We start from the raw sequence: 25,716 nt of genomic DNA on the forward strand, positions 1-25,716 counted from the left end.
TGTGAATATTGTTGAGAAGATGTAGTTAATCGGGCTTGTACTTGACAAGTTAACGCATGAGCAGCATTCTTAAAAACAATTTTATTAAGATTAAGGCAGTGTACGGGCTTAGTGACTGCCAATTATGAATTAGGAATTTTATAGGTCATGGCCTCATTTGAATTTTTCGAAGACGATCATAGCGATAGCAATGGTCAAGCCCGTTTCACTGTGTTTGGTGTAGGCGGTGCGGGTGGTAATGCTGTACAACACATGTTGCAGTCCGATATCCAGGGCGTAAAGTTTGTTTGTGCCAATACGGACAAGCAGGCACTCGATCGCATGGAAGCCGAATTTAAAATTCAGCTGGGTGAGCAAAGTACCCGTGGTCTGGGTGCAGGTGCCAATCCGCAAGTGGGTCAGACTGCAGCAGAAGAAAGCCGTGAACTGATCCGCCAGCAGCTTGAAGGGACCGATATGGTCTTTGTCACTGCGGGTATGGGCGGTGGTACCGGAACGGGTGCTGCGCCAGTGGTTGCTGAAATTGCCAAAGAAATGGGTATCCTGACGGTTGGTGTGGTGACGACGCCATTCAACTTTGAGGGCAAGCGCCGTTTACAATCTGCGGAAAAAGGCATTGAAGCGCTTGAGCAGCATGTCGACTCATTGATCATCATTCCAAATCAGCGTTTATTGAAAGTCTTCCGTGATATTTCAATGAAAGATGCCTATAAAAAAGCGGATGATGTGCTACTGAATGCGGTACGCAGTATTTTTGATCTTGTGGTACGTCCGGGTCATATCAACCTTGACTTCGCCGATTTGAAAACAGCGATGAGTACTCGTGGTTATGCCATGATGGGTGTTGGTTTAGGTCGTGGTGAAAACCGTGCCCGTCAGGCTGCTGAACAGGCTATCCGTAGCCCATTACTCGATAACGTAACCATCATGAATGCCAAAGGTATTCTGATTAACGTAACGGGTGGCGATGATGTCACTTTCGGTGAAATTGAAGAAATCACCGATGTTGTTAACCAGATTGTCGATTTGGATGAAGGTCAGGTGTTCTACGGTACGGTATTTGATCCGGATGCACGTGATGAAATCAGTGTGACCGTGATTGCAACGGGTTTAACCCGTCATGCAGCGGATTCAGTTGAACCGACTAAACGTACCAATGTACAGGCAACGCGCCCAGCAGCAGCTTCACAGGCTGTGGTAGAAGATGACGATGTACCAGCGATTCAGCGCCAACAGCATGAAACCGCTACGCCAGCGAATGCTGCAGCATCAGTTTCGAGCCCGCGTCCAACGCCAATGAGTATTCAGGATTATCTTAAGAATCAACAGCGTAAATAACATGTAACATCATGTGTTTACCATGATTACACAGGAAAGGTGGCTTTTAAGCCACCTTTTTGTTTTTTCTCAATGGCCAAATATGCTAACGTATAGCGGTTTTATTGATGAACAGATGAAAGAAGCATGTTGAAACAACGTACCCTGAAACGTATCGTGAAAGCGAGCGGAATCGGTCTTCACAGTGGGCAAAAAGTCATGATTAACTTTGTGCCGCACCATGCCGATGGGGGAATTGTGTTTCGTCGTATTGACCTGAATCCGCCGGTCGACATTCCTGCCGATGCGATGCTGATTCAGGAAGCTTTCATGTGCTCGAATCTGGTTCAGGAAAATGCCAAAGTCGGTACGATTGAACATGTCATGAGTGCGATTGCCGGTTTAGGAATTGATAACCTGATTATCGAAGTCTCTGCCTCGGAAGTGCCGATTATGGATGGCAGTGCAGGCCCGTTTATCTATTTGCTCATGCAAGGTGGTCTGCAAGAACTGGATGCTGCGAAAAAATTCGTCAAGATTATTAAACCGGTTGAAGCACTGATTGATGATAAGCGTGCCATTTTTAGTCCGCACCATGGCTTCCAGCTGAATTTCACCATTGATTTTGATCATCCTGCTTTTAAAAAAGAACATCAGTCCGCCAGTATCGATTTCTCGACTGAAACTTTTGTTTATGAGGTTAGTGAAGCACGTACCTTTGGTTTTATGAAAGATCTGGATTATCTCAAAGCCAATAATCTGGCACTGGGAGCCAGTTTGGAGAATGCCATTGGTGTGGATGAAACCGGAGTGGTGAATGAAGAGGGTCTAAGGTTCTCTGATGAATTTGTACGCCATAAAATTTTGGATGCAGTCGGGGATTTGTATCTGCTTGGACATCAGATCATTGCCAAATTTGATGGTTATAAATCTGGACATGCTTTGAATAATCAGCTGTTGCGCAATGTGAAAAGTGATCCAAGCTGCTATGAAATTGTAACATTTGATGACGAGGCCAATTGTCCAATCATGTATGTGAATGTGACATAAGTCATTGTGTTTGTGTCTTTATGTTTTAGTTATTGCGTCAATAGTGTGACATGTGTCGCATAATACTGCTTTTCTAATTTATTACATTTGATTGCTATGTTACTTTTTATTGCTTGCCAAACGTAGCAAAGCTTGGCTAAGCTTAGGGTCGCTTATAAAGTCAGCTGCACCACGAAGTAATTCCTGTGTTTCTGCATTTAAGGCTCTTTCAGGTGTTGCTGCAACAGGTTGCGTTTGTGAAGGATTCCGCAAACAAACTTGAAGTTTTGTAAGATCTGTTAATTCATTTATTTGAGAGAGTTGTGAAATGTATTGCTTTTGAAGATAGGCCAATTGACTGATCATGGCCTGGTTTTCACCGGTAATCGTTAACACACCATTTTGATAGCACACAACTTGCCAGCGTTCCGGTTGGGGCAATAGCGGTTGTACGAGTTTCGTAAGTTTCTGCCAGGCAGCAACTTGTGATGAGAGAAACGAAAAGTTTCCTGTTTTTATCTGTTTTCTGGTTTGTTGAAAAACGTTGACAGGTTCCGACATACATAATTCCTACATGTTTATGTCTTAATCTTATGCGCTTCTTTTAGTGGATATCAAGGATAGAGATCTTCAAGGAACTCGATTAAAGCAGTTTAGAGAGGTTTTTTATGCATATGCGACGTATTTTGTTGGCATTTTCTTTGTCGGCTTCAGCTGCCTCGGTAGCGTTTGCAGATTTAGTCAATCTAAATCAAGAAAATGGTTCAACAGATCGTATCGAGCAATTGACACGGACTTTGGCACAGGGTGCATATACTCATCCAGATGATATCGATATCCCAGCGCAAACCAAATTAAATGTTCAACTGCGTGAGAAACCTGTTGAGCTTAACAATCGAACACTTGCTCAGAAGTATGCCAGTACTTCATCTAACAAAGCGGCAGCAAACAGCACTTACTCTTGGTTGATTTCCCATCCTTTACCTAATTCTCGCATAAGTTCAAGTTACGGCGGTCGTACCATGGGTGGCCGTGCTGAAAATCATTCAGGCCTTGATCTTGCTGCACCAAGCGGTACACCGATCTATGCTACTGGTCCCGGTATTGTGACCAAGTCAGGTTGGGGTACAGGTTATGGGCAATATGTTGAAATCAATCATGGCAACGGCTATTTAACACGTTATGCTCATGCTTCACGTCTTATTGCACGTGTGGGAGAACAGGTACAGGCAGGTGATCATATTGCCAACGTTGGCTGTACTGGCCGCTGTACCGGTCCACACTTGCATTATGAAGTTGTAAAAGACGGTCAACGTAAAAACCCATCTACTTATTTGGCCATGTTACCTTAAGTATAGACCTGAATTTCTATTAGGCTCTTTATACATAAGCATCTCTCCAATAAGCATTTCAAAGCGATTAAGCTAAGGCTCTTCAACTCACATTGAAGGGTTCTTCAGATAATCGCTTTTAAGTCTGATATTATCACCAACTATTATAATGATTGTATAATAAATCGCCTTTATTGGCTGTTTTTTGTTATGTAGTGTAATTATACGTCACCAATCATTTAGTTCCTAAATAGTACTGCCAAATCGCATTCAGCTAGGGCCATACCAGCTGAGGTCTCAAATATGGTACATATAGGCTATTAGATTAGGCTTTTAGGAACTGTAGATTATGGCGTTTTATGGTGATACAGACGCGCAAGAAACCCAGGAATGGCAAGATGCATTTGATTCGGTTTTGCAGCATATGGGCACTGAGCGTGCAGCATTTTTATTAGAAAAACTTTATCAACGCGCAATCGCAAAGCATGTTCCTATTCAGCGTTTAAATACTCCCTACTTAAATACGATTTCTGTTGAAGAACAGCCTGCCATGCCGGGTGATCAGGATATGGAGCGTCGTATTCGTGCGCTGATCCGTTGGAATGCTCTGGCAATGGTATTGCGTGCGAATAAAACCGGTGATGACCTCGGTGGTCACCTGGCGAGCTTTGCTTCTTCTGCGACCCTTTACGATGTCGGCTTTAACCACTTTTTCCGGGCCAACAGTGACCACTTTGGCGGTGACATGATCTATTACCAGGGCCATTGTGCACCGGGTATTTACGCGCGTTCATTTTTGGAAGGCCGTCTGACCGAAGAGCATCTGAATAATTTCCGTCGCGAAGTCGGCGGTAAAGGTCTGCCATCTTATCCGCATCCTTATCTGATGCCGGACTACTGGCAGTTCCCAACCGTATCGATGGGTCTGGGCCCAATCATGTCGATTTATCAGGCACATATTCAAAAGTACCTGATGAACCGTGGCCTGATCAAAGAAGAAGATCGTAAGGTTTGGGCGTATTTGGGTGATGGCGAGATGGACGAGCCGGAAAGCCTGGGTGCAATTTCTCTGGCAGGTCGCGAAAAGCTCGATAACCTGATCTGGGTGGTGAACTGTAACTTGCAACGTCTGGATGGTCCGGTACGTGGTAATGGCAAGATCATTCAGGAACTTGAGTCACTATTCCGCGGCGCAGGCTGGCGTGTGATTAAAGTTGTGTGGGGCCGTCATTGGGATCCACTACTGGATAAAGATAAATCCGGTGCACTGAAAGCAGTGATGGAAGAAGCCGTCGATGGCGATTTCCAGCGTTACCAGGTAAAAGGTGGTGCTTACGCACGTGAAAAGTTCTTCGGTAAATACCCAGAAGCCAAAGAGCTGGTGAAAGATTTAAGTGATGAAGATATTGATAATCTGAACCGCGGTGGCCACGACCCGTACAAAGTCTTTGCGGCTTATGCCGAAGCATGTACGGCCAAAGGTCAGCCGACCGTGATTCTGGCGAAAACCGTCAAAGGTTATGGTTTGTCCGAGGAAATCGAAGCAGTCAACAAAACTCACCAAATCAAGAAGATGCAGATTAATTCTTTGAAATATGTGCGCGACCGTTTCAATCTTCCTTTCACTGATGAACAGCTGGAAGAAGTGCCGTTCTATCGTCCTAGTGAAAATTCTCCTGAAATTAAATATATGAAGGCTCGTCGTGAAGCGCTGGGTGGTTATCTACCTGCACGTCGCAAAGACAGCGAGCAGTTGGCAATTCCTGAGCTGTCTGTATTTGATTCGGTCTTGGCGGGTTCGAACGGCAAAGAACAGTCCACCACGATGGTGATGGTGCGTTTAATCTCGGCACTTCTTAAAGAGAAAGCGATTAAAGATCGTGTTGTGCCAATCGTACCTGATGAAGCACGTACTTTCGGTCTGGAGGGCATGTTCCGTCAGTTGGGTATTTATGCCGCGCATGGCCAGAAATATACTCCGGAAGACCAAGAACAGCTGATGCATTACCGTGAAGCCAAAGACGGTCACATGTTGCAAGAAGGGATTAACGAAGCCGGTGCCATGAGTGCATGGGCGGCATTAGGCACCAGTTATTCAACCAATAACCTGCCAATGATTCCGATGTACATGTACTACTCGATGTTTGGTTTCCAGCGTATCGGTGATATTGCATGGGCTGCAGGTGATGCACAGGCACAAGGTTTCTTGCTGGGCGCAACAGCAGGCCGTACCACACTGAACGGTGAAGGCTTGCAGCATCAGGATGGTCATTCACATATCCTGGCCAGTACCATTCCAAACTGTGTCGCTTATGACCCATGTTTTGGTTATGAGTTGGCAGTGATCGTGCATGACGGTTTACGACGTATGTATGTGAATCAGGAACGTGTGTTCTATTACCTGACCGTAATGAACGAAAACTACGAACATCCTGAAATGCCAAAAGGTGTTGAAGAAGGTATCAAGCGCGGTATGTACCTGCTTGAAGAAGACGAGAAAGCTACCGTTCAGTTACTGGGCTCAGGTGTGATTCTGCGTGAAGTGATCAAGGCAGCGAAGATCCTGCGTGAGGAATACCAGATCCACTCGAATGTCTACAGTGTGACCAGCTTCAATGAACTGGCACGTGACGGCATGGCATGTGAAGAATACAACCGCTTGCATCCGCTGGCTGAAGACGTGAAAGAAGCATGGGTATCGAAACAGCTCTGTGGTACTGAAGGTATTGTGGTATCTGCAACCGATCACATGCGTGCCTATAGTGAACAGATTCGTGCTTATCTTCCGGATAACCGTCCATTCGTAGCACTGGGTACTGACGGTTATGGCCGTTCAGATACACGTGGCAACTTGCGCAGCTACTTTGGTGTTGATGCTGCACATATTGTAGTGGCCACCCTGAAAAAACTGGCAGATGAAGGTGAAGTTGATCCGCGCCTGGTGAAAGACGCGATCTCGACGTTTGAGCTGGATACCGATCGTCCGGTGGCTTGGGCACCGCAAGACACCCCATCTGTACATGCTGTTGCTGACTACAAAGAGGAGAACTAAGCATGCAAATTACGACTCCCGATATTGGTGTAGATCAGGCAACCGTGGCCGAAATTCTGGTCAAAGTCGGTGATACGATTGCGATTGATGACAGCATCGTGTTGCTTGAATCCGATAAAGCCTCTGTTGAAGTGCCCAGCACTTCAGCAGGGGTGGTGAAAAGCATTCTGGTCAGTCAGGGTGATGAAGTGACTGAAGGCGCGGTACTGATTGAACTGCAAGCTGAAGATGGCAGTACGGATGTGGTCGAGCCACAGCAAGCAGATGCCTCACAAAAAACCTCAGAAAATACACCTACGTCTTTGCCTGATCAGGAAATCATGCAAGAACTGGCATCACATCAGCCAAAAGTTTCTGCTGCGCCTGAGGCTCAAGCAAGTTCACAAGTGGTCGATGTTCAAGTCCCCGATATTGGTGTAGAGAAAGCCACTGTCGGTGAAATTTTGGTCTCTGTCGGTGATGAAATCGAGGTGGATCAAAGCATCGTGGTGGTGGAATCGGACAAGGCGACTGTTGAAGTGCCAAGTACGGTTGCAGGTACGGTGGAATCCATCGACATTAAAGAAGGCGACACGATTAAAGAAGGTGTGGTGATTCTAAAAGTGAAAACTTCAGGATCGACCCCGACTGTTGCAGCAGAAGCGCCAAAAGCTGAAGCTGCGCCAGTTCAAGATGCTAAAGCGGAGCCAGTGGCTCAAGCTGCAGCAGCACCTGCGGGTGATGTTGAAGTGATGGTGCCTGATCTGGGTGTAGACAAAGCAGCTGTGGCTGAAATTCTGGTTTCTGTCGGTGATACGGTTGAAAAAGACCAGAGCATCATCGTGGTGGAATCAGACAAAGCCACGGTTGAAGTGCCAAGCACAACTGCTGGGGTGATCAAGGCGATTCATGTTGAGCTGGGACAAAATGTCTCTGAAGGCATTGCACTGATGACAATTCAAGCTGAAGCGCAAGCAGAGGCTGCACCTGTTGCGGCTAAAGCGGAAGCACCGAAAGCAGCTGTTGCACCAGTAGAGACCACCAAAGCAGCACCTGCGGCATCTTCTACTCCAGCGGTGGCGACCTCTGACAATGCCGACAAGCTGACGAAAGAGCAGAATGTCGCCAACTCGAAAGTCTATGCCGGCCCTGCTGTACGTAAACTGGCACGTGAACTGGGCGTAGTATTGTCAGAAGTTCAGGCTTCAGGTTCCAATGCCCGGGTGATGAAAGAAGATCTGAAGGCTTATGTCAAAGCGCGCCTGACTGCGCCGCAGGCTGCTCCTGTAGCCGCTGCTGTTCAAGCCGCAGGTCTACCAAAATTGCCAGACTTTAGTGCTTTTGGTGGTGTGGAAGAAAAAGCCTTGACGCGTTTGCAACAAGTGTCTATTCCGCAGTTGTCGCTGAATAATTTCATTCCGCAAGTGACCCAGTTTGATGCAGCCGATATTACTGAACTGGAAGCGTGGCGTAATGAGCTGAAAGGCAACTTCAAGAAAGAAGGCCTGAGCCTGACCATTATGGCCTTCATCATCAAAGCAGTTGCGCACTTGTTAAAAGAAGAGCGCGAGTTTGCTGGTCACTTGGCCGATGATGGCAAGTCAGTCCTGCTACGTAACGAGATCCATATGGGGATCGCGGTGGCAACGCCAGATGGTTTAACGGTTCCGGTATTGCGTCATCCCGATCAGAAGTCGATTAAACAGATTGCCACTGAGCTGGGAAGCTTGGGTCAAAAAGCGCGTGACAAGAAATTGTCGCCGAAAGATCTGCAAGGGGCGAACTTTACCATTACCAGCCTGGGCTCAATTGGTGGTACGGCATTTACGCCACTGGTGAACTGGCCGCAAGTGGCAATTCTGGGAATTTCACCTGCCACCATGCAACCGGTCTGGAATGGTGAAGGTTTTGATCCACGCTTGATGCTACCATTGTCTTTGTCATACGATCACCGTGTGATTAATGGTGCAGATGCTGCGCGTTTCACCAACAAGCTGACCCAGCTGCTCAAAGATATCCGTACTTTATTGATTTAATCTGATCAGATTATTTCAATCATAGACCCTGCTTCGGCGGGGTTTATTTTTGCCACATTGAAAAATAATGGATTTGATTCTATACTTGGCGCACTTCATTGGGGAGTAGCCGCCTTTTGCGCAAAGCAGAAGGGTGATGGTCAACATATTTGTCCTGAACCGGACATGGTCATCATAGCAAAAAACCAAATGAGCTTCTCGAAGCTTTCTTTTGTTGGCAAGACCTTTGATTTACCACTCTGCAGATTTTGGCTAGCAGGAGCGGTGAGTCATTGGTATTGGATGCTAGCCAGAGAAAGACCTCATGTATGAATTCTTACTGTCGACCGCAATTGTGGCACTGGCTGAAATGGGTGACAAAACCCAACTGCTGGCTTTGCTGCTTGCCGCACGTTTTCGCAAACCCGTTCCTATTTTAGTTGCTATTTTATTGGCGACGCTGATTAACCATGGCCTTTCTGCGGTATTGGGACAATGGATCACCACGGTGATTGGGCCGGAAGTGTTGCTGTGGATTGTGTCGATTGGTTTTATTGCGATGGCGGCCTGGATGCTGATTCCGGATGAACTCGGAGATGAAAATGCCAGTATCAATAAATGGCAAAAATTCGGGGTATTTGCTGCGACCTTCATTTTGTTCTTTCTGGCAGAAATTGGCGATAAAACCCAGATTGCCACAGTCGCGCTGGCAGCACGTTTCGATAGTATATTCTGGGTGATGCTCGGTACCACTTTGGGGATGATGCTGGCCAATGCACCTGCGGTATTTCTAGGAGATAAACTGGCGAACAGGCTGCCGATCAGCCTGATTCATAAAATTGGCGCGGCCATTTTCCTGGTGATTGGTGTCGCCACTCTGCTTCAATATTATTTATTTTAAAAATACAGTAATAATTGCATGAATCCTGAGCTAAAAACTCAGGATTTTTTATGCCTAAAATAAGCTTAAAACTTTGATAAGTAGTGTGATATGGCCAGTTTTATTGATTGTAAGTTCAACTAAATACTTATATGTTATATGGGTATAAAACAGCACTTTTAAATTTAAATCGGGGAATATATACATGGTTTTTGAACGCACCACATCGCAGGTCCTGTTTGATGACGGGACACATAAATGCATCAGTTTTACCAGTCTGGTCAAAGGTGAAGGCGTTCAGGCAAACCAGTTTTTAATCATTGATAACGAGCGGGCGGCGGTACTCGATCCGGGTGGTGATCTCACCTATGTTCCGCTAACCATGGAACTGAATAAATACACCCGGTTGACCAATCTGGATTATGTCATGGCTTCGCATCAGGATCCTGACATCATTACTTCGATGCCACGCTGGCTGGTATATACCGATGCCAAAGTGGTGGCTTCCAAGCTCTGGGCGCGTTTTTTGCCACATTTAAACTCGGCCTTTATGAGTGACCGGATGAAAGGCAACTGGCTGGATCGGCTGGTCGAGCTCCCGGATCACGGCCAGATCATTCCCCTGGGCAATGCCAATATCGTGGCGGTGCCAGCGCATTTTCTGCATTCGGTGGGCAATTTCCAGTTTTATGATCCGATTGCCAAGATCCTGTTTTCGGGAGATATGGGTGCATCGATGGTCGATGATGCTGCCAAACCATTGGAAAACTTTGCTGCGCATATCCCAAAAATGAAAAGCTTTCATCAGCGTTATATGTGCAATAACAAGGTGATTCGTCTTTGGGTGAACATGGTGCGGGGCATGGATATCGAGATGATTGTGCCGCAGCATGGCACGCCTTTTATGGGTAAAGAGCAGATCACCCAGTTTCTGGACTGGATTGAAACGCTGCAATGTGGCACCGACCTGATGGACGAAACTGTTTTTACCTGTCCTGAATAGTTCACAGAAAAATAAAATTTTTCTTGTGTAGAAAAACAACATTTTTTATATTTCTTCTCCAAAAAACTTTTTTTTGATCATGAGAACTTATAAGAAATGTTATCTCAAGTTCCAACACCAGATGCATGTTTAAGCTGCGGGGCGTGCTGCGCCTATTTCAGGGTTTCGTTTTACTGGGCTGAAGGGATTCATATGCCTGAGCATTATACGGAACCTGTAACAGCAGTTTATTCATGTATGGCTGGAACCAATCAAAAAAATCCACGCTGTATTGCACTGGATGGCACCATTGGCCAGCAGGTCAGTTGCGGTATGTACGAGCTGCGCAGTTCATCCTGCAAAGAAGTACAGATCGCCGATGATCAATGCAATAAAGCCCGTTTGGCACATAATATGTTGCCTTTTATTCAGATTGAAAATGATGAAGCTGACAATGATGACAGTTTTGAATACGTCAGCTAAATCGACCCAAAGCAGAGTTTAGGCTCTGCTTTTTAGCTTTTCAAAGTATCGGGATTGAGTTCAAGCATCAGACTACTGTGGTCAGTTCTTTTCTGATGTCGTAGTTCTCAAATTGATTCACTGGAAAAAATCCAGCCCTCAAAACTATTTTAATGCAAAAATAATTTTGCAATTGCAATGAAATTTAAGTCGATATTTGTTTATAATAGTGCACGGAAATTACCAGTGAGACTGTTATGTTGACCATCGTTCAAGACGCGTTAACCTTCGATGATGTCCTATTACTCCCTGCCTATTCTACTGTTCTCCCAAAAGATGTCTCTCTAAAGACACGCCTGACCCGTGGCATTAACCTGAATATTCCTCTTGTGTCTGCAGCGATGGATACGGTGACTGAGTCCCGTATGGCAATTGCAATGGCGCAAAACGGTGGTATCGGTATTTTGCACAAGAACATGGATATCGCTGTTCAGGCTGCAGAAGTGCGCCGTGTGAAAAAATTCGAAGCGGGTATGGTCAAAGACCCGATTACAGTTACTCCTGAAACCACAGTACGTGAATTGATTGCTTTGACTCAAGCCAACAATATCAGTGGTGTACCAGTGGTGAAAGATGGCAAAGTGGTCGGTATTGTCACCGGTCGCGATACACGCTTTGAAACCAATCTTGAGCAGCCAGTCAGCAACATCATGACTGGTCAGGATCGTCTGGTAACAGTTCGCGAAGGCGAATCGAAAGAAAATATCCAAGCCTTATTACAGCAGCACCGTATTGAAAAAGTATTGGTGGTGAATGATCAGCAAGAGCTGAAAGGCTTGATTACGGTGACAGATTTCCGTAAAGCTGAACTTTATCCAAACAGCTGTAAAGATGATTTAGGTCGTCTACGTGTCGGTGCTGCAGTCGGTACCGGTGCAGAAACTCCAAGCCGTGTTGAAGCGCTGGTTGAAGCCGGTGTCGATGTGATTGTTGTCGATACAGCACATGGTCATTCTGCGGGTGTGATCGAGCGCGTACGTTGGGTGAAAGCCAACTATCCACAAGTTCAGGTGATTGGCGGTAACATCGCAACTGGCGATGCTGCATTGGCCTTACTTGATGCAGGTGCGGATGCGGTTAAAGTCGGGATTGGTCCGGGTTCAATCTGTACCACACGTATTGTGGCCGGTATTGGTATGCCGCAAATTTCTGCAATCGATTCTGTGGCCAATGCGCTGAAAGATCAGATTCCTTTGATCGCGGATGGTGGTATCCGTTTCTCTGGCGATATGGCCAAAGCGATTGGTGCGGGTGCAAGTACCATTATGGTCGGTTCATTGATGGCCGGTACTGAAGAAGCACCGGGCGAAGTTGAATTCTTCCAAGGCCGTTACTACAAAGCCTACCGCGGTATGGGTTCGTTGGGTGCCATGGCGGGTGCAACCGGTTCGGCTGACCGTTACTTCCAGGACTCTAAAGCCGGTGCCGAGAAACTGGTTCCTGAAGGCATTGAAGGTCGCGTACCGTACAAAGGTCCAATGGGCAATATCGTGCATCAGATGATGGGCGGCCTACGTTCTTCGATGGGTTATACCGGTTCTGCCGTGATTGAAGACCTGCGTCAAAATGCCAAGTTTGTGAAAATCACTTCTGCCGGTATGTCGGAATCACATGTGCATGATGTGACCATTACCAAAGAAGCACCCAACTATCGCGTGGGTTAATCTCCTGTGATTTAAAATTTTTAAAAGCCGTCATGCAAATGACGGCTTTTTTATTTTGGTGTAAAGTGTGGCACAGGGAAAAAATGGGTGAGATCAATCATCCGCTAAGAAGTGAGATAAAGATGAGTTATTTTGGTACGGATGGTATTCGTGGAAAGTTTGGCGAATTGCCGATTACCCCTGAGTTTGCCCTGAAATTGGGGTTTGCAGCCGGTAAGGTTTTAAAGCGTCATAGTAAAAAAGCCAAGCCCTTGGTGGTTTTGGGTAAAGATACCCGTTTGTCTGGCTATATCCTGGAAGCCGCCTTGCAGGCAGGTTTAAATGCGGCTGGCGTCTATGTTCATCTTTTAGGCCCACTGCCAACACCGGCGATTGCCCATTTGACCCGCGCCTTGCATGCCAGCCTGGGAATTGTAATTTCTGCTTCGCATAATCCGTATTTCGATAACGGTATTAAGTTTTTCTCGGCGGAAGGCAAGAAATTACCGGATGCCTTGCAAGAAGAAATCAATCAGGAACTCGAACAAGATTTCATCATTGAAGATACCGCGAGCCTGGGTAAAAGTATCCGGGTCAAAGATGCCAATGGTCGCTATATTGAATTCTGTAAATCGACTTTCCCCTATCATCTGGACTTGAATGAACTCACCATTGTGGTGGATTGTGCCAATGGTGCCGCCTATAACGTCGGGCCTGCTGTGTTCCGTGAGCTGGGCGCACGTGTGATTGCCATTCATAATGAACCGACCGGGTTAAATATCAATAAAGACTGTGGTTCGACTCATCCTGAAAGCTTGCAACAAGCCGTGATCCAGCATCAGGCCGACTTAGGTGTTGCTTTTGATGGCGATGCCGACCGTGTAGTTCTGGTGGATAAGTCTGGAAAGCTGATTGATGGCGACCATATTCTGTATATTCTTGCCACGCAAAGCTCGAAAAAGCCGGCAGGTATCGTCGGTACCTTAATGAGCAATATGGCATTGGAACTGGCACTGGAAAAAGCTCAAGTGCCATTATTACGTGCCAAAGTCGGCGACCGTTATGTGTTGCAAGGTCTGGAAGAAAACGGCTGGACGATTGGTGGTGAGCCTTCTGGGCATATTCTGACCTTGGACAAGAGCACCACCGGTGATGCGATTATTGCCGCCTTGCAAGTGCTGACAGTCATGGTTGAACAGAAGAAAGCCCTGCATGAGCTGGTGGCTGATTTTCAACTGTTGCCAAATGTCCTGGTCAATGTGCGTTTAGATGCCATGTTTGATCCTTATTCAGTACCGGCCTTGGCCGCTGAATTTGAAAAAGCCGAACAGCAGCTTAAAGGGCGTGGCCGCTTGTTGATTCGTAAATCAGGCACTGAACCGGTGATTCGTGTCATGGTGGAAGGCGAAGATTTAAGTGAAGTGACTGCACTGGCAAATTCATTAGCTGATGCTGTACGTGCCAATGCCGCTTAGAGGAAGAAAGAATGAGTGATCTGATCAAAGATCTGAGTGAGCTACGCCTGAATTATCAGAAAGGCGAGCTGCAAGAACAGCAGGTCAACCCGAATCCGCATATGCAGTTCTTGCAATGGTTTAACCATGCACTAGAAGCGAAGCTGCATGAACCCTATGCCATGTCATTAGCAACGGCGGATGCTCAAGGTCGTCCGCATGTGCGTACAGTATTACTGCGCGGGGCGACTGAAGCAGGCTATGATTTCTATACCAATTATGACAGCCAAAAAGGTTTGGATCTGGCCGAAAATCCGTATGCTGAATTATTGTTCTATTGGCAGGATCAGGAACGTCAGATTCGGGTGAGTGGTAAAGTCATCAAGATTTCTGAACGGGAGTCGACTGATTACTATCATAAACGCCCACGTGACAGCCAGATTGCTGCGCATATCAGCACCCCGCAAAGTGGGGTAATTGCCAGCCGTGAAGAGCTGCAACAGCGTTTCTGGGATTTGCATAATCAGGTGGCGAATCAGCAACAGCTGGATAAACCGGAGTTTTGGGGCGGTTATCGTCTCGAACCCGATTATTATGAATTCTGGCAGGGCCGTCCGAACCGTCTGCATGATCGTTTAAGCTATGAGAAAATTGACGGTGCATGGCAATTGCAACGCTTGATGCCTTGATTATGCCAAAAATCATGCCAAAACTTGACATCAAACAGCGCCCCTTTCTGACCCGTCCTGAAAATTTTCAGGGTGTTCCAGCGTTTGTGGCTGAAATTCTGGCCCGTCGCGGGGTGGAGTCCGAGCAGGAACTTGAGCTTAAACTCAAGCATCTGCTGGCACCGACCATGAAAGGCCTGACGGATGCGATTCAGTTGATCGATCAGGCAATTGATCGTGGCCAGAAAATCGTGATTGTCGGCGATTACGATGCCGATGGTGCAACCAGTACTGCACTCATGGTGCTGGCTCTACGTGATATGGGCGCCAAGGTCGAGTATCTGGTACCAGACCGTTTTAAGTATGGCTATGGTCTGACTGCTGCCATTGCCGATCTGGCTTTCGTCAATTTCACGCCTGATCTGCTGATTACCGTGGACAATGGTATTTCCAGCCATGCAGGAGTGAAACAGGCGCAAGATCATGGTATGCAGGTGATTATTACCGATCATCACCTGACCACCAAGCCGACACCTGAAGCCGAAGCGGTGGTCAATCCGAATCAGCTGGGTTGTGATTTCCCCAGCAAAGCCTTGGCCGGGGTCGGGGTGGCGTTTTATGTGCTGGCCAATCTGTCGACCCATCGCAAAAAACTTGGAAAATCGACCACTCAAATTATTCATTATCTTGATCTGGTGGCACTCGGTACTTATGCCGATGTCGCCAGTCTGGACTATAACAACCGGATTCTGGTCGATGCGGGCCTGAAACGGATTCAGCAAGGGCAGTGCCGCGCAGGGATCAGTGCGCTACTGGATATTGCAAAACGTGATCCGGCAGGTCTAAAAGCACAAGATCTTGGTTTTGTCTTAGGGCCGCGAATTAATGCAGCCGGACGGATGGAAACCATGGACATCGGGATCGAGTGTCTATTGGCACCGGATCTGGCCACGGCTTATCCATTGGCTGAACAGCTGAATCAACTGAATGTTGAACGCCGTCAGGTCGAAGCTAAAATCAAGCAGGACGCTTTAAACGAACTTGAGAAAATCCAGCTAGACGAAACTGAATTGCCGGCTGCATTAATCATGTTTGAACAGCATTGGCATCAAGGTGTCATTGGTATTGTGGCGGGGCGTTTAAAAGAGCAGTTTCATCGTCCGAGTATTGTCTTTGCCGCAGATGAAGATGGGAGACATATCAAGGGTTCGGCGCGTTCGACTGAAGGGATTCATATCCGTGATGCGATTGAACAGGTGGCGGAGCAATATCCACATTTAGTCAGTCATTTTGGCGGGCATGCAGCAGCAGCGGGTTTAACCCTGAAAAAAGAAAATTTTGCTGAATTTAAGCAGGTCTTTGAAGCGCTGATTGCTACGATGGACGCGGATTTATTCACTGCGACTTTATGGACGGATGGGGAGCTATCCGCTTCGGCTTTCCAGATCGAAACAGTCGATATCCTGCAACATTTAAGTCCGTGGGGGCAAAAATTCCCTCCACCTATTTTTGAAGGGATCTTCAAGATTATGGACTATCGTTGGCTCAAAGATGTACATCTTAAATTACGCGTGGCTTTGGAAAATGGGCAGGTGATTGATGCGATCGCCTTCAATGCAGCCGATAAATATGAATTTGATCCGATGAAAGATACACGCTTGGTGTATGAGCTGGATAAAAATGTCTTTAATGGCAATGTCAGCCTGCAAATGCGGATTATCCATTTAGAACAATAGGCCATAAAAAACCGCTCGAGTGAGCGGTTTTTTGACTTTTAATCGGAATGATTAGAAGCGGTATGCACCACGTACGCCGAAAACATTACCTGCATCAGCAAAATCAATAGAACCTTCTAGGCTAACTTGCTGATTAAAGAATTTCTTCGCACGAATAGTGAATACATCACTATTTTCTAGGTCAGAATCAGAGAATCCTAGACCAACACTGAAAGTTTTATCGAGGTATAAGTCCGCACCTAGGTTATATGCATCTAGATCACCGAAGCTTGCACCGCCTTCAAAATTCATGTCGTAAGCACCAACTTGGCTTACATATTTTGCACGTAAAGTTGGATCGACATCATCGCCTGCATCATTGTCATAACCTGCCAAGCCAACAGCAACCAATAGACCAGGAACAGGTAAATAACCTAGTTCTGCTGAGTACAGAGTTGTATCATCATCACCAATTGGCGTATCAGTAGATGATTGACCAATATTACCACTTACATAAAAATCTGAATTTGGAACAAAATATTCAACACCTACATTAAATGTAGTGACATCAAATAAATCGTAATCAATATAAGAAACTGCTGCATTGATATTGCTTGCACGATTTAAAAATGCTGCTTCATTAAGAGGCGAGTTTTTAACTTGAACTGGATTGAAGTAGTAAGTCCCATCAATTGCAAAACCAGTAGAAGTATCTCCATTATCTGGATCAACAAGAGCAATAGTACCCCCTACTTCAGCTTGATAAGCGTGAGCGGTTCCTAGGCTAGCAATAAGTGCTGTAGCAAGAGTAAGTTTCTTAAGCATTTAAATTTCTCTCTTTGTTATAAAAATATGACTGTATTATTAACAGTTGTAACAAATTGTACAGTTTATATTCGCCGAGTCAATGTGCAAAAAATACCTAAATGCTGGTTAAGAGTGCAATAAAAAAACCCATCCGAGGATGGGTTTTTTATAAATGACTAATCTGTGGTTTTAGATTAGAAGCGGTATTTCGCTGCTACACCAAAAGTATTATAGTCATTGTTGAACTGTTCACCAAAGCCGACACGGCCTTCCAGGCTCACTTGCTGGTTAATGAACTTACGTGCATTGATACCGAATTCGCTGCGATCCGTAATATCATTGTTGTGATAATCAGCACCGACACTGAAGGTTTTGTCAATGAAATAATCTGCTGCCAGATTGTATTCATCTAGATCACCAAAAGCTGCACCTGCTTCCAGGTTGATATCTTTACCATTACTAAGTGTAGTCACGTATTTGGCGCGAAGTGTTGGATCTACACCATCATCATTGTCGTTATCCCAACCTTTTACACCCGCCGCAATCAATAGACCTGGAGCTGGTAAATAACCAACTTCTACACCGTAAGTAGTTAAATCGTTATCAATCTCATCATTATCTTGCAGATCATGACCATTCACGTTACCGCTCAGGTAAAAGTCAGAATTCGGTACGAAATACTCTGCACCTACGCCATAACGATGCGCTTCACTGTCACCAATCTCATTATATTGATAGTGAGCATTTACGTTACTGGCACGATCAAGGAAAGCTGCCTCTGCTAATGGTGCATTACGTGTTTGAACTGGATTGAAGTAATATGTACCATCAACACCGAAAGAGCCACTGGTTCCACCGTTATCAGGATCAAATACGCCTGCTGATGCACCAATTTCTGCCTGGTAAGCATGTGCTGCTGTACCTGTCATTGCTATTGCTGAAAGTAGTGCCGAAGCAATCGCTAATTTTTTCATGGTTACTACCCCTCAAATCTTTAGTTAAAAACATTACACTTTTTGTTACAACTTTCAGTCTAGAGCAATTTCAAAGATCGTCAATCAAAGGAAAGTTACAGCAATGTGAATAGCGTAATCTTATGTAATCTTTTCTAAATAAGTAACTGAATAATAAAATTAAATTTATAATGTAGTGTTTTATTAAAACTGTGTAGATATTGTGGAATGTATTGAATTTGCTGATTTTTTATTCAATTTGGTAGGTTTTTTTAGACGATAAAATTAAGTGAAAAAGTATATTTTGATAATGAATGCGAGACGTGAAATCCGATCAAGCTTCAGATCAAAACGACATTTAATAACCGATTCAATTGTCAAAAATTTTCTGACGAAAACATAACTCTAAATTGGGATGACATTCGAGCTTTGGACTGGATCCATCACACTGAAATAGCAGAAATAGACTGTGCTATAATATGGGGCTAAATAATTTGTGCCTAATTTTGATTGAGAGTAATTCACGTGGAAATTAATCCGTATCTAAACCAATTAAAAGACTTAAACGAACGTGGTCAAACACTACGGGGGTATCTTTGACTACGATCTGAAAAAAGAGCGTTTAGAAGAAGTCCTGCGTGAATTAGAAGATCCCACCATCTGGAATGACCAGAGTCGTGCCCAGGCCATGGCCAAAGAAAAAGGCGAACTTGAGAACGTATTAAATGTGCTGGATGGTTTGACCACACAGCTTGAAGATGCGCAGGCCTTGCTTGATCTGGCAGTGGAAGCGGATGATGAAGGCTTACTGGAAGATGTACAGGCTGAACTGACTACAGCTGAAGAAGAACTGGCTAAACTTGAATTCCGTCGTATGTTCAACAATCCGATGGATCCTAATCCTTGTTATTTAGAAATTCAGGCCGGTTCGGGTGGTACTGAAGCGCAGGACTGGGCATCCATGCTCATGCGGATGTACCTGCGCTGGATTGAACGCCATGGCTTTAAAGCAGAAATCATGGAAGAATCGGACGGCGATGTCGCAGGGCTTAAATCAGCGACGATTCGTGTAGACGGTGAATATGCCTATGGCTGGTTACGTACCGAGTCAGGCGTACATCGTTTAGTGCGTAAATCGCCATTTGACTCGGGCAACCGTCGTCATACCTCATTCTCGGCTGTGTTTGTTTCGCCTGAAGTCGATGACAATATTGAGATCGAAATTAATCCGGCAGATGTGCGTACCGATACCTATCGTGCATCGGGTGCCGGTGGTCAGCATATTAACAAAACGGATTCTGCGGTTCGTTTAACGCATGCACCGACCGGGATTGTAGTGGCCTGTCAGAACCAGCGTTCACAGCATGCCAACCGCGACCATGCCTGGAAGCAGTTACGCGCCAAACTTTATGAACGTGAAATGCAAATTCGTAATGATGCTGCAAAAGCGCTGGAAGATACTAAGTCTGATATCGGCTGGGGAAGCCAGATTCGTTCATACGTTCTGGATGATTCACGTATTAAAGACTTACGTACCAGTGTCGAAAGTTCCAATACCGGCGCGGTTCTGGATGGCGATCTGGATAAATTTATCGAAGCAAGCTTGAAACAGGGCTTGTAAGAAATTGTTTAAATAGCTGGCGTAACCAAGTTAGTACAGACTGTGACTCTTATATCTAAATTTATCGATATATAAATCGATAAAATGCGATATAATCGGTTTAGATGCTGAAACAAATTTTGTTACGCTACAGATTGTGATGTACCTATGGATCTTGATCTAATTTTTAAAGCCTTAGCCAATCCGATACGCCGGCAGATTCTGGAATGGTTGAAATCGCCAGAACAATATCTGTCTGTGGAAGAGTGTGGCGGCTTTCAACGCGGGGTCTGTGCAGGGCAGATTGAAAAGTTAGGACAAGTCTCTCAGTCCACCATGTCCAATCATTTGTCTGTCTTGCAGCAGGCCGGTTTAATCACCGCGACCAAGCACGGACAATGGTCTTATTTCTCGCGTAATGAAGCTTTGATTCAGCAATATATCGACTATATGCAACAACACCTTTAATCCAACAGGTGGGAGTACCGATGGCTGAATTAAATTCTCCTTTAACGCTTGGCGCGTTAGAACTTAAAAACCGTGTCATCATGGCGCCGCTTACGCGTAGTCGTGCAACTGACGACCGCGTACCAACGCCAATGATGGCCGAATATTATGCACAACGTGCAAGTGCCGGTTTAATCATTTCTGAAGCCACGGTGATTTCTGAAGAAGCCAATGGTTACCGCAATACTCCGGGGCTGTTTACTGATGCGCAGGTAGCAGGCTGGCAGCAGGTGACTCAAGCGGTACATGACCAAGGTGGCCTGATTGTGGCGCAGCTGTGGCATGTGGGCCGTGTGTCTGATCCAGAACTGTTAAATGGTGAAACGCCAGTATCGGCGAGCAGTGTACAACAGGCCGGTCATGTCAGTTTATTGCGTCCAAAACGTCCTTATGTGTTGCCGCGTGCGCTGGAAATTTCAGAAATTCATACCATTACCGAACAATATAAACAGGCGGCAATTCGCGCCAAAGCTGCCGGTTTTGATGGGGTTGAATTACATGCAGCCAATGGTTATCTGATTGACCAGTTCCTGCAAACCAAGACCAACCAGCGTGAAGATGAATACGGGGGGTCAGTCGAAAACCGTGCCCGTTTCCTGCTGGAAGTCATGGATGCACTGATTGATGTCTGGGGTGCAGACCGTGTCGGAATTCATTTGGCACCGCGTGGCGATGAACACGATATGGGCGACAATGATCCACGTGAAACCTTCGGTTATGTCATGGAACAGTTGGGCAAGCGCCAGATCGCGTTCTTCTTTACCCGTGAATATCTGGCGGAAGACAGTATCTCGGAGTATATGAAACAGCGCTCAAATGGCGTGCCGTATATGGCCAATATGCGTTTAAGTCGTGACGATGCGATTGAATTGCTGGCTTCAGGCAAAGCAGATGCGGTAGCTTTTGGTAAGGCTTATATTGCCAATCCGGATTTATACGAGCGTCTGCTCGAAGATGCACCGCTGAATGAACTGAAGCTGGAAAATATGATCGGAACCAATGTCGCAGAAGGCTATATTGATTATCCGACATTGGCTGAAGCAGACGCTTTAACTACTGTAGAATAATCTAAAAATGAGCCACATCGATTAACATGTCGATGTGGCTCTGTTATATTTTGTCGATTGAATCTGTTTCGAGGCGCATTTGGCTACTCCATTTTGGTATAACGCAGCGTTAGCTCTGATTAAACCCTTATATCAATCGCGTATTCGTAAACGTGCGACCGATCCTGAACAATTACAACAAGAACTGACAGAACGTTTCGGCCCATTTCAGCCGCCCAAAAATCTGCATGCCATCTGGTTTCATGTGGTCTCGGTCGGTGAGACCAATGCTGCCCAGCCTCTCATCGAACATTATTTAAAATCGGGTCATCCGGTACTGGTCACCAATACCACCAAAACCGGTCAGGCACGGGCCAAATCACTTTTTTTAAAAACACCTTATCTGGATTTATTTCAAGCCGTCTATTTACCCGCTGATCAGAAAGTACTGATCCGTGATTTTTATCAGCAGTATCAGCCAAAACTGTTATTGCTGATGGAAACCGAGCTTTGGCCGAATCTGCTGGATCAGGCACCAGAATTTGATGTAGCCACGATTTTGTTAAATGCGCGTCTTTCGGAAAAGTCGGCCAAGGGCTATGCCAGGGTTAAAGGTCTGACCCGGAGCATGCTACAGCAGTTAAGTCAGCTTTTGGCACAGGATACTGCCACCCAGCAGCGTTATATCGAGTTGGGAATCACCGCCGAAAAAACCCAGGTTTTGGGCAATATCAAATTTGATATTACTGCACCACAAAGTTTTGTAGAACATGCTGCAAACTTGAAGCAAGCATGGCAACTGGCAGGTCGCAAAATTATGATACTGGCCAGTACCCATGCGCCTGAAGAAAAAGACATTCTAAGCGCTTTAAAATCGGCTTTAGATAGCAACCCAAAACTTTTATGTATCGTCGTACCCCGTCATCCGGAACGTTTTGATGAGGTGTTTCAGGCTGCACAGAGTTTAAATTTAATAACTCAGCGCCGTAGTTTGGCCCAGAACATTGAAGCAGATACCCAGGTTTATCTGGCGGACTCGATGGGGGAAATGTGGCTCTGGTATGCTTTGAGTCAGGCCTGTTATGTCGGTGGCTCGCTGAATGAGCCGGGTGGCGGGCATAATATTCTGGAGCCGATTGCTTTGAATGTATCGACTGTTTTAGGCAAAAACTATTTTAATTTTCAGACCATTGTCGATGAATTCGTTCAAGCAGATGCAGTAGAAGTTGTGCAGGATGCGCAGCAGGCGGCAGAGGTATTGCTGGAACTTTTGCAAGATCAAATCAAGGCACAACGTTTAAATACAGCAGCGCAGAGAATTATGCAGTTAAATACGGGATCGCTTGCCAAGCATATTCAGGTGATTGATCAGTATCTTTAATTGATATTGATAAGTAACAGATATTGGATTTACCAAGACGGCAAGGATGCCGTCGTTAGGCTGTGTGGATTGAAGTTTTTTCAATATTTCTAAGCTGGCTTATCTAGCCTACTTTTCAAAGATGAAAAGTAGCAAAAATCTTTTGTATCACTGAAGGGATGTCCTTATCCCTCAGGGATACGCGCGACATCCATGTCGCCACCCTCTAGCGGATAGAGGTCATTCAACAGTTCTTCGGTATAAAATCTTCTATGAATATTGTCCTGCTTGACCATCGACAAACACAATCGGATCTCTGGACGATTTCATCGAAACGTCAACTGGAACATTTACAGCAGCATGTGCAGATTCAAGTTGGAGATACCTTAAAAGTAGGGGTGCTGGAAGGTCAGCGTTATCTCACCGAGATTGTCGAGATTTCTGAAAAAGCAGTGCGACTAAAACCGCTTCAAGAGGATGCTGTTCCAAAAAAATTACCGGTGACCCTGATTGTGGCCTTGCCACGGCCGAAAGTGCTGCGCCGTTTGATCATGGACAGTGTCACCTTGGGCGTGGAAAAAATCATTTTACTGCATAGTTATCGCGTCGATAAAAGCTACTGGCAAACCCCATTTTTACAGCAGTTAAATCATTATATCGAGCTGGGACTGGAACAGGCCGGGGATACAATAGCTCCGAAAATCGAGCTGTATAAACGTTTTAAGCCTTTTGTTGAAGATATCTTGCCGGACTTGATTACGGCTGACCGACCCGCTTATGTGGCACATCCTTATGCCGAACAATCCATGCCTTTTGCGATTCCGCATCCTTGTACGATGATCATCGGCCCGGAAGGCGGATTCATTCCGTATGAAGTAGATTTATTGGTTAAAAGCGGCTGTCAGGCTGTGAGTCTGGGCAACCGTATTCTCCGCACTGAAACCGTGATTCCCTATGTCCTAGGTCGTCTGTTTAGCACGAGCTGAGGCATCTTCATTGCCTTCGCCGCGATAGACTTTGACTTCCTGTACCGGATAAGGAATTGAAATATGATGTTCGGCAAACGCCTGAATCACGCGTTCCTGCACCGCACTGATCGAGGTTCCTGTGCCTGTCTCAGTGGTATCGACCCACCAGAGCGCTTTTAAGGTAATGGAAAAATCAGCCAGCGCCGTGACATTGACACTAAAGCCCGGCTGACTGAGGATGGTCGGGTCTTTATCTAAAATGGCGGTAATCAGGTCTTTGGCTTTCTGGATATCATCTTCATAGCCAATGCCCACTACAAACTCACAGCGACGGCGGGTATAGGCCGTGTTTACCGTCACGGCACTGGTATAGACCGTGGCATTGGGAATCACGATACGGCGGCCATCCGGTGAACGCAAAAAGGTCGCACGAATCTGGATATCTTCGACTGTACCTTCCATGCCATTGACGATAATATCATCGCCAATCTTGAATGGTTCACCGAGTAAAATCAGCACACCAGAAAGCAGGTTCTGGAAAATATCCTTGAAGGCAAAACCAATGGCGACTGAACCAATCCCGAGGGCACTCATGAGCTGACCCGGGGTAAAGCCAGGCACGGCAATGACCAGACCAATCAAAACACCAAAGAAAATAATAAAGGTACTGCCGACACGGTTCAGGACCAATACCAGATTCTGGCGGGTATAAGAGCGGTTCTCTAAGGTTTTGCGCACAAAAAACTTAAACAGTTTTGACAATAGCCAGAAAATGACAATGACCACCAGCGCAATACAGAAATAAGGCACACGCTCCCAGAAACCTTCCATGATCTTGTCAATGGTGCTATAGGCATCGTTGTACTTGGCAGTATGTTCAATCACGGTCTGGGTGGTTTTTTCAGTTGCCTGATGCAACAACTCCGTGGTGCCCTCAGTGACCTGGCTTAAGGTATTATTTTGCTCTGCCACAAAAATTCCATCATTTAAATTTTGCCTATTTTGCCTGATGTTGAGCAAAAAATTAAGAAGCGCTATCCGCCAGGAATGGATATTTCCTAAAAATAAGCAGACGGCTGTTAAAAATATTGTGTGGTTTTTTGCATGATCTCAGGCGGGATATGTGGCTGTTCTCCACCGCTCATATAACCCAATAAAGCCAGCGACCCAAATAGGCTCAGTAGTATCAGGACAATCATCAGCCAGGCCAGCATCTTTTCCCAGAGCAGGGTCATCCGCGCAGGACCGTAGTCATTTATGCCGCGATCTCCCGAACCAAAAACGATATAAAGCCATACAAAAATGTTCACCAAGGGCAGCAACAGCAGCAGCGCCCACCAGCCACTGCGGTTCATGTCATGCAAACGGCGAACGGTCACCACTAAAGCGAAATAGGCATAGACCAGAATCATGATCAGCACGCCGATACCGGCCAAACCTTGTAGTGAAAGTAGCCAGTTAGAATCCATTGAATGAACTGCAATATTCACAATATCAATACTTAAGCCCAGTGCAATACTGCTAAACAGGAAGATGAAATGTAGAAATGCTGACCACGCAATAAAACTCAAACGCCCGAAACGGCCTTTTATCGACAAGGGATGATCCGTTGCCGCCAAAGCGGGAGGGGTGAAATAGGGAGATTCTGGCGATTTCATAAATATGATCCTGAACTGAACAAGACGAAATAAGAGCGAGAGCTAAATTCTATTTTTTAAAGGGCATTGCTACAGATCATACACAGTTATGCAGAATATTCTGTAGGACTTACGCATTGACGGATTCAAAAAAGTATTAAAATACTTTATAAAGTATCTGTGATCAGACGAATTAAACATGCTTCTACAGCAACTTGTACATTACCCATTTATATGGGCTTTCTCATGAC

General features: G+C 45.7%; 22 protein-coding genes and 1 riboswitch. Of the genes, 17 read left to right on the forward strand and 5 right to left on the reverse strand.

What is annotated here, in order from left to right; translation table 11 throughout:
• Positions 1-147 precede the first annotated feature (147 nt).
• A complete protein-coding gene (gene ftsZ / locus FTU40_RS10565; RefSeq protein WP_005095029.1) occupies positions 148-1,338 on the forward strand; it encodes a cell division protein FtsZ in 1,191 nt (396 codons plus the stop codon).
• 126 nt (positions 1,339-1,464) lie between these two features.
• Positions 1,465-2,367 (forward strand): UDP-3-O-acyl-N-acetylglucosamine deacetylase, encoded by a 903-nt coding sequence (lpxC, locus tag FTU40_RS10570; protein ID WP_005095032.1) that lies wholly within the window; start codon positions 1,465-1,467, stop codon positions 2,365-2,367.
• Between the two features lie 99 nt (positions 2,368-2,466).
• Here the strand turns inward: lpxC and FTU40_RS10575 are convergent, their stop codons facing one another.
• Positions 2,467-2,907: a DciA family protein gene (locus FTU40_RS10575; RefSeq protein ID WP_005095034.1), complete on the reverse strand. Its 441-nt coding sequence runs from the start codon at positions 2,905-2,907 to the stop codon at positions 2,467-2,469.
• A 107-nt stretch (positions 2,908-3,014) separates the two neighbouring features.
• Between FTU40_RS10575 and FTU40_RS10580 the strand changes: the two genes are divergently transcribed.
• The 10 genes from FTU40_RS10580 to recJ all read left to right on the forward strand — a co-directional run bounded on the left by FTU40_RS10580 (position 3,015) and on the right by recJ (position 16,608).
• A complete protein-coding gene (locus tag FTU40_RS10580; RefSeq protein ID WP_180040788.1) occupies positions 3,015-3,698 on the forward strand; it encodes a M23 family metallopeptidase in 684 nt (227 codons plus the stop codon).
• A gap of 328 nt (positions 3,699-4,026) precedes the next feature.
• The gene (aceE, locus tag FTU40_RS10585; RefSeq protein WP_180040790.1) at positions 4,027-6,729 is read left to right on the forward strand and encodes a pyruvate dehydrogenase (acetyl-transferring), homodimeric type; all 2,703 of its coding nucleotides are present in this window, start codon (positions 4,027-4,029) and stop codon (positions 6,727-6,729) included.
• Positions 6,730-6,731: 2 nt separating this feature from the next.
• Positions 6,732-8,744, forward strand: a complete 2,013-nt coding sequence (locus FTU40_RS10590; protein ID WP_100329509.1) for a 2-oxo acid dehydrogenase subunit E2 — start codon at positions 6,732-6,734, stop codon at positions 8,742-8,744.
• 88 nt (positions 8,745-8,832) lie between these two features.
• Positions 8,833-8,960: riboswitch (yybP-ykoY riboswitch) on the forward strand.
• 88 nt (positions 8,961-9,048) lie between these two features.
• Positions 9,049-9,624 carry a TMEM165/GDT1 family protein gene (locus FTU40_RS10595; RefSeq protein WP_005173234.1) on the forward strand — a complete coding sequence of 192 codons (576 nt, stop codon included), beginning with the start codon at positions 9,049-9,051 and terminating at the stop codon, positions 9,622-9,624.
• A gap of 184 nt (positions 9,625-9,808) precedes the next feature.
• The gene (locus FTU40_RS10600) at positions 9,809-10,606 is read left to right on the forward strand and encodes an MBL fold metallo-hydrolase (protein WP_005095047.1); all 798 of its coding nucleotides are present in this window, start codon (positions 9,809-9,811) and stop codon (positions 10,604-10,606) included.
• 96 nt (positions 10,607-10,702) lie between these two features.
• On the forward strand, positions 10,703-11,068 hold the full coding sequence (locus FTU40_RS10605) for a YkgJ family cysteine cluster protein (RefSeq protein ID WP_074383866.1): 366 nt from the start codon (positions 10,703-10,705) through the stop codon (positions 11,066-11,068).
• A 236-nt stretch (positions 11,069-11,304) separates the two neighbouring features.
• Positions 11,305-12,771: an IMP dehydrogenase gene (gene guaB / locus FTU40_RS10610; RefSeq protein WP_180040792.1), complete on the forward strand. Its 1,467-nt coding sequence runs from the start codon at positions 11,305-11,307 to the stop codon at positions 12,769-12,771.
• A 122-nt stretch (positions 12,772-12,893) separates the two neighbouring features.
• Complete coding sequence (gene glmM / locus FTU40_RS10615) at positions 12,894-14,225, forward strand: phosphoglucosamine mutase (RefSeq protein ID WP_034608847.1); 1,332 nt, start codon at positions 12,894-12,896, stop codon at positions 14,223-14,225.
• An 11-nt stretch (positions 14,226-14,236) separates the two neighbouring features.
• On the forward strand, positions 14,237-14,893 hold the full coding sequence (gene pdxH, locus FTU40_RS10620; protein ID WP_180040794.1) for a pyridoxamine 5'-phosphate oxidase: 657 nt from the start codon (positions 14,237-14,239) through the stop codon (positions 14,891-14,893).
• Positions 14,894-14,907: 14 nt separating this feature from the next.
• The gene (recJ, locus tag FTU40_RS10625; protein ID WP_180040808.1) at positions 14,908-16,608 is read left to right on the forward strand and encodes a single-stranded-DNA-specific exonuclease RecJ; all 1,701 of its coding nucleotides are present in this window, start codon (positions 14,908-14,910) and stop codon (positions 16,606-16,608) included.
• A 51-nt stretch (positions 16,609-16,659) separates the two neighbouring features.
• Here the strand turns inward: recJ and FTU40_RS10630 are convergent, their stop codons facing one another.
• Positions 16,660-17,412 (reverse strand): putative porin, encoded by a 753-nt coding sequence (locus FTU40_RS10630; protein ID WP_180040796.1) that lies wholly within the window; start codon positions 17,410-17,412, stop codon positions 16,660-16,662.
• 176 nt (positions 17,413-17,588) lie between these two features.
• Positions 17,589-18,368 carry a putative porin gene (locus FTU40_RS10635; RefSeq protein WP_005095060.1) on the reverse strand — a complete coding sequence of 260 codons (780 nt, stop codon included), beginning with the start codon at positions 18,366-18,368 and terminating at the stop codon, positions 17,589-17,591.
• 504 nt (positions 18,369-18,872) lie between these two features.
• Here FTU40_RS10635 and prfB point away from each other — a divergent pair.
• From prfB to FTU40_RS10660, 5 genes are all read left to right on the forward strand, one after another.
• Positions 18,873-19,968 (forward strand): peptide chain release factor 2 gene (gene prfB / locus FTU40_RS10640; RefSeq protein ID WP_100329506.1). Its coding sequence is split into 2 segments (ribosomal slippage): positions 18,873-18,944 and positions 18,946-19,968, totalling 1,095 coding nucleotides; the frame shifts between segments, so codons are not numbered across the junction.
• Positions 19,969-20,115: 147 nt separating this feature from the next.
• A complete protein-coding gene (locus tag FTU40_RS10645; RefSeq protein WP_005173210.1) occupies positions 20,116-20,415 on the forward strand; it encodes a helix-turn-helix transcriptional regulator in 300 nt (99 codons plus the stop codon).
• A 20-nt stretch (positions 20,416-20,435) separates the two neighbouring features.
• Positions 20,436-21,521: an alkene reductase gene (locus tag FTU40_RS10650; protein WP_180040798.1), complete on the forward strand. Its 1,086-nt coding sequence runs from the start codon at positions 20,436-20,438 to the stop codon at positions 21,519-21,521.
• A gap of 79 nt (positions 21,522-21,600) precedes the next feature.
• Entirely contained in the window at positions 21,601-22,881 is a 1,281-nt protein-coding gene (locus FTU40_RS10655) for a 3-deoxy-D-manno-octulosonic acid transferase (protein WP_180040800.1), read from the forward strand.
• Between the two features lie 251 nt (positions 22,882-23,132).
• Complete coding sequence (locus FTU40_RS10660; RefSeq protein ID WP_180040802.1) at positions 23,133-23,846, forward strand: 16S rRNA (uracil(1498)-N(3))-methyltransferase; 714 nt, start codon at positions 23,133-23,135, stop codon at positions 23,844-23,846.
• Here FTU40_RS10660 and FTU40_RS10665 read toward each other — a convergent pair.
• Both FTU40_RS10665 and FTU40_RS10670 read right to left on the reverse strand, forming a co-directional pair.
• Positions 23,820-24,800 (reverse strand): mechanosensitive ion channel family protein, encoded by a 981-nt coding sequence (locus FTU40_RS10665; RefSeq protein ID WP_100329503.1) that lies wholly within the window; start codon positions 24,798-24,800, stop codon positions 23,820-23,822. The genes FTU40_RS10660 and FTU40_RS10665 overlap by 27 nt on opposite strands.
• Positions 24,801-24,907: 107 nt before the next feature.
• Positions 24,908-25,486, reverse strand: a complete 579-nt coding sequence (locus tag FTU40_RS10670; protein ID WP_180040804.1) for a DUF805 domain-containing protein — start codon at positions 25,484-25,486, stop codon at positions 24,908-24,910.
• Between the last annotated feature and the right edge of the window lie 230 nt (positions 25,487-25,716).

This window comes from Acinetobacter sp. YH12100 (assembly GCF_013419135.1).
GTDB classification, from domain to species: Bacteria; Pseudomonadota; Gammaproteobacteria; order Pseudomonadales; family Moraxellaceae; genus Acinetobacter; species Acinetobacter pseudolwoffii.

Bases quoted from the DNA above. Each gene is read 5' to 3' on its own strand.
- ftsZ (WP_005095029.1), top strand. From the start codon at position 148: ATGGCCTCATTTGAATTTTTCGAAGACGATCATAGCGATAGCAATGGT.
- lpxC (WP_005095032.1), top strand. From the start codon at position 1,465: ATGTTGAAACAACGTACCCTGAAACGTATCGTGAAAGCGAGCGGAATC.
- FTU40_RS10575 (WP_005095034.1), bottom strand. From the start codon at position 2,907: ATGTCGGAACCTGTCAACGTTTTTCAACAAACCAGAAAACAGATAAAA.
- FTU40_RS10580 (WP_180040788.1), top strand. From the start codon at position 3,015: ATGCATATGCGACGTATTTTGTTGGCATTTTCTTTGTCGGCTTCAGCT.
- aceE (WP_180040790.1), top strand. From the start codon at position 4,027: ATGGCGTTTTATGGTGATACAGACGCGCAAGAAACCCAGGAATGGCAA.
- FTU40_RS10590 (WP_100329509.1), top strand. From the start codon at position 6,732: ATGCAAATTACGACTCCCGATATTGGTGTAGATCAGGCAACCGTGGCC.
- FTU40_RS10595 (WP_005173234.1), top strand. From the start codon at position 9,049: ATGTATGAATTCTTACTGTCGACCGCAATTGTGGCACTGGCTGAAATG.
- FTU40_RS10600 (WP_005095047.1), top strand. From the start codon at position 9,809: ATGGTTTTTGAACGCACCACATCGCAGGTCCTGTTTGATGACGGGACA.
- FTU40_RS10605 (WP_074383866.1), top strand. From the start codon at position 10,703: ATGTTATCTCAAGTTCCAACACCAGATGCATGTTTAAGCTGCGGGGCG.
- guaB (WP_180040792.1), top strand. From the start codon at position 11,305: ATGTTGACCATCGTTCAAGACGCGTTAACCTTCGATGATGTCCTATTA.
- glmM (WP_034608847.1), top strand. From the start codon at position 12,894: ATGAGTTATTTTGGTACGGATGGTATTCGTGGAAAGTTTGGCGAATTG.
- pdxH (WP_180040794.1), top strand. From the start codon at position 14,237: ATGAGTGATCTGATCAAAGATCTGAGTGAGCTACGCCTGAATTATCAG.
- recJ (WP_180040808.1), top strand. From the start codon at position 14,908: ATGCCAAAACTTGACATCAAACAGCGCCCCTTTCTGACCCGTCCTGAA.
- FTU40_RS10630 (WP_180040796.1), bottom strand. From the start codon at position 17,412: ATGCTTAAGAAACTTACTCTTGCTACAGCACTTATTGCTAGCCTAGGA.
- FTU40_RS10635 (WP_005095060.1), bottom strand. From the start codon at position 18,368: ATGAAAAAATTAGCGATTGCTTCGGCACTACTTTCAGCAATAGCAATG.
- FTU40_RS10645 (WP_005173210.1), top strand. From the start codon at position 20,116: ATGGATCTTGATCTAATTTTTAAAGCCTTAGCCAATCCGATACGCCGG.
- FTU40_RS10650 (WP_180040798.1), top strand. From the start codon at position 20,436: ATGGCTGAATTAAATTCTCCTTTAACGCTTGGCGCGTTAGAACTTAAA.
- FTU40_RS10660 (WP_180040802.1), top strand. From the start codon at position 23,133: ATGAATATTGTCCTGCTTGACCATCGACAAACACAATCGGATCTCTGG.
- FTU40_RS10670 (WP_180040804.1), bottom strand. From the start codon at position 25,486: ATGAAATCGCCAGAATCTCCCTATTTCACCCCTCCCGCTTTGGCGGCA.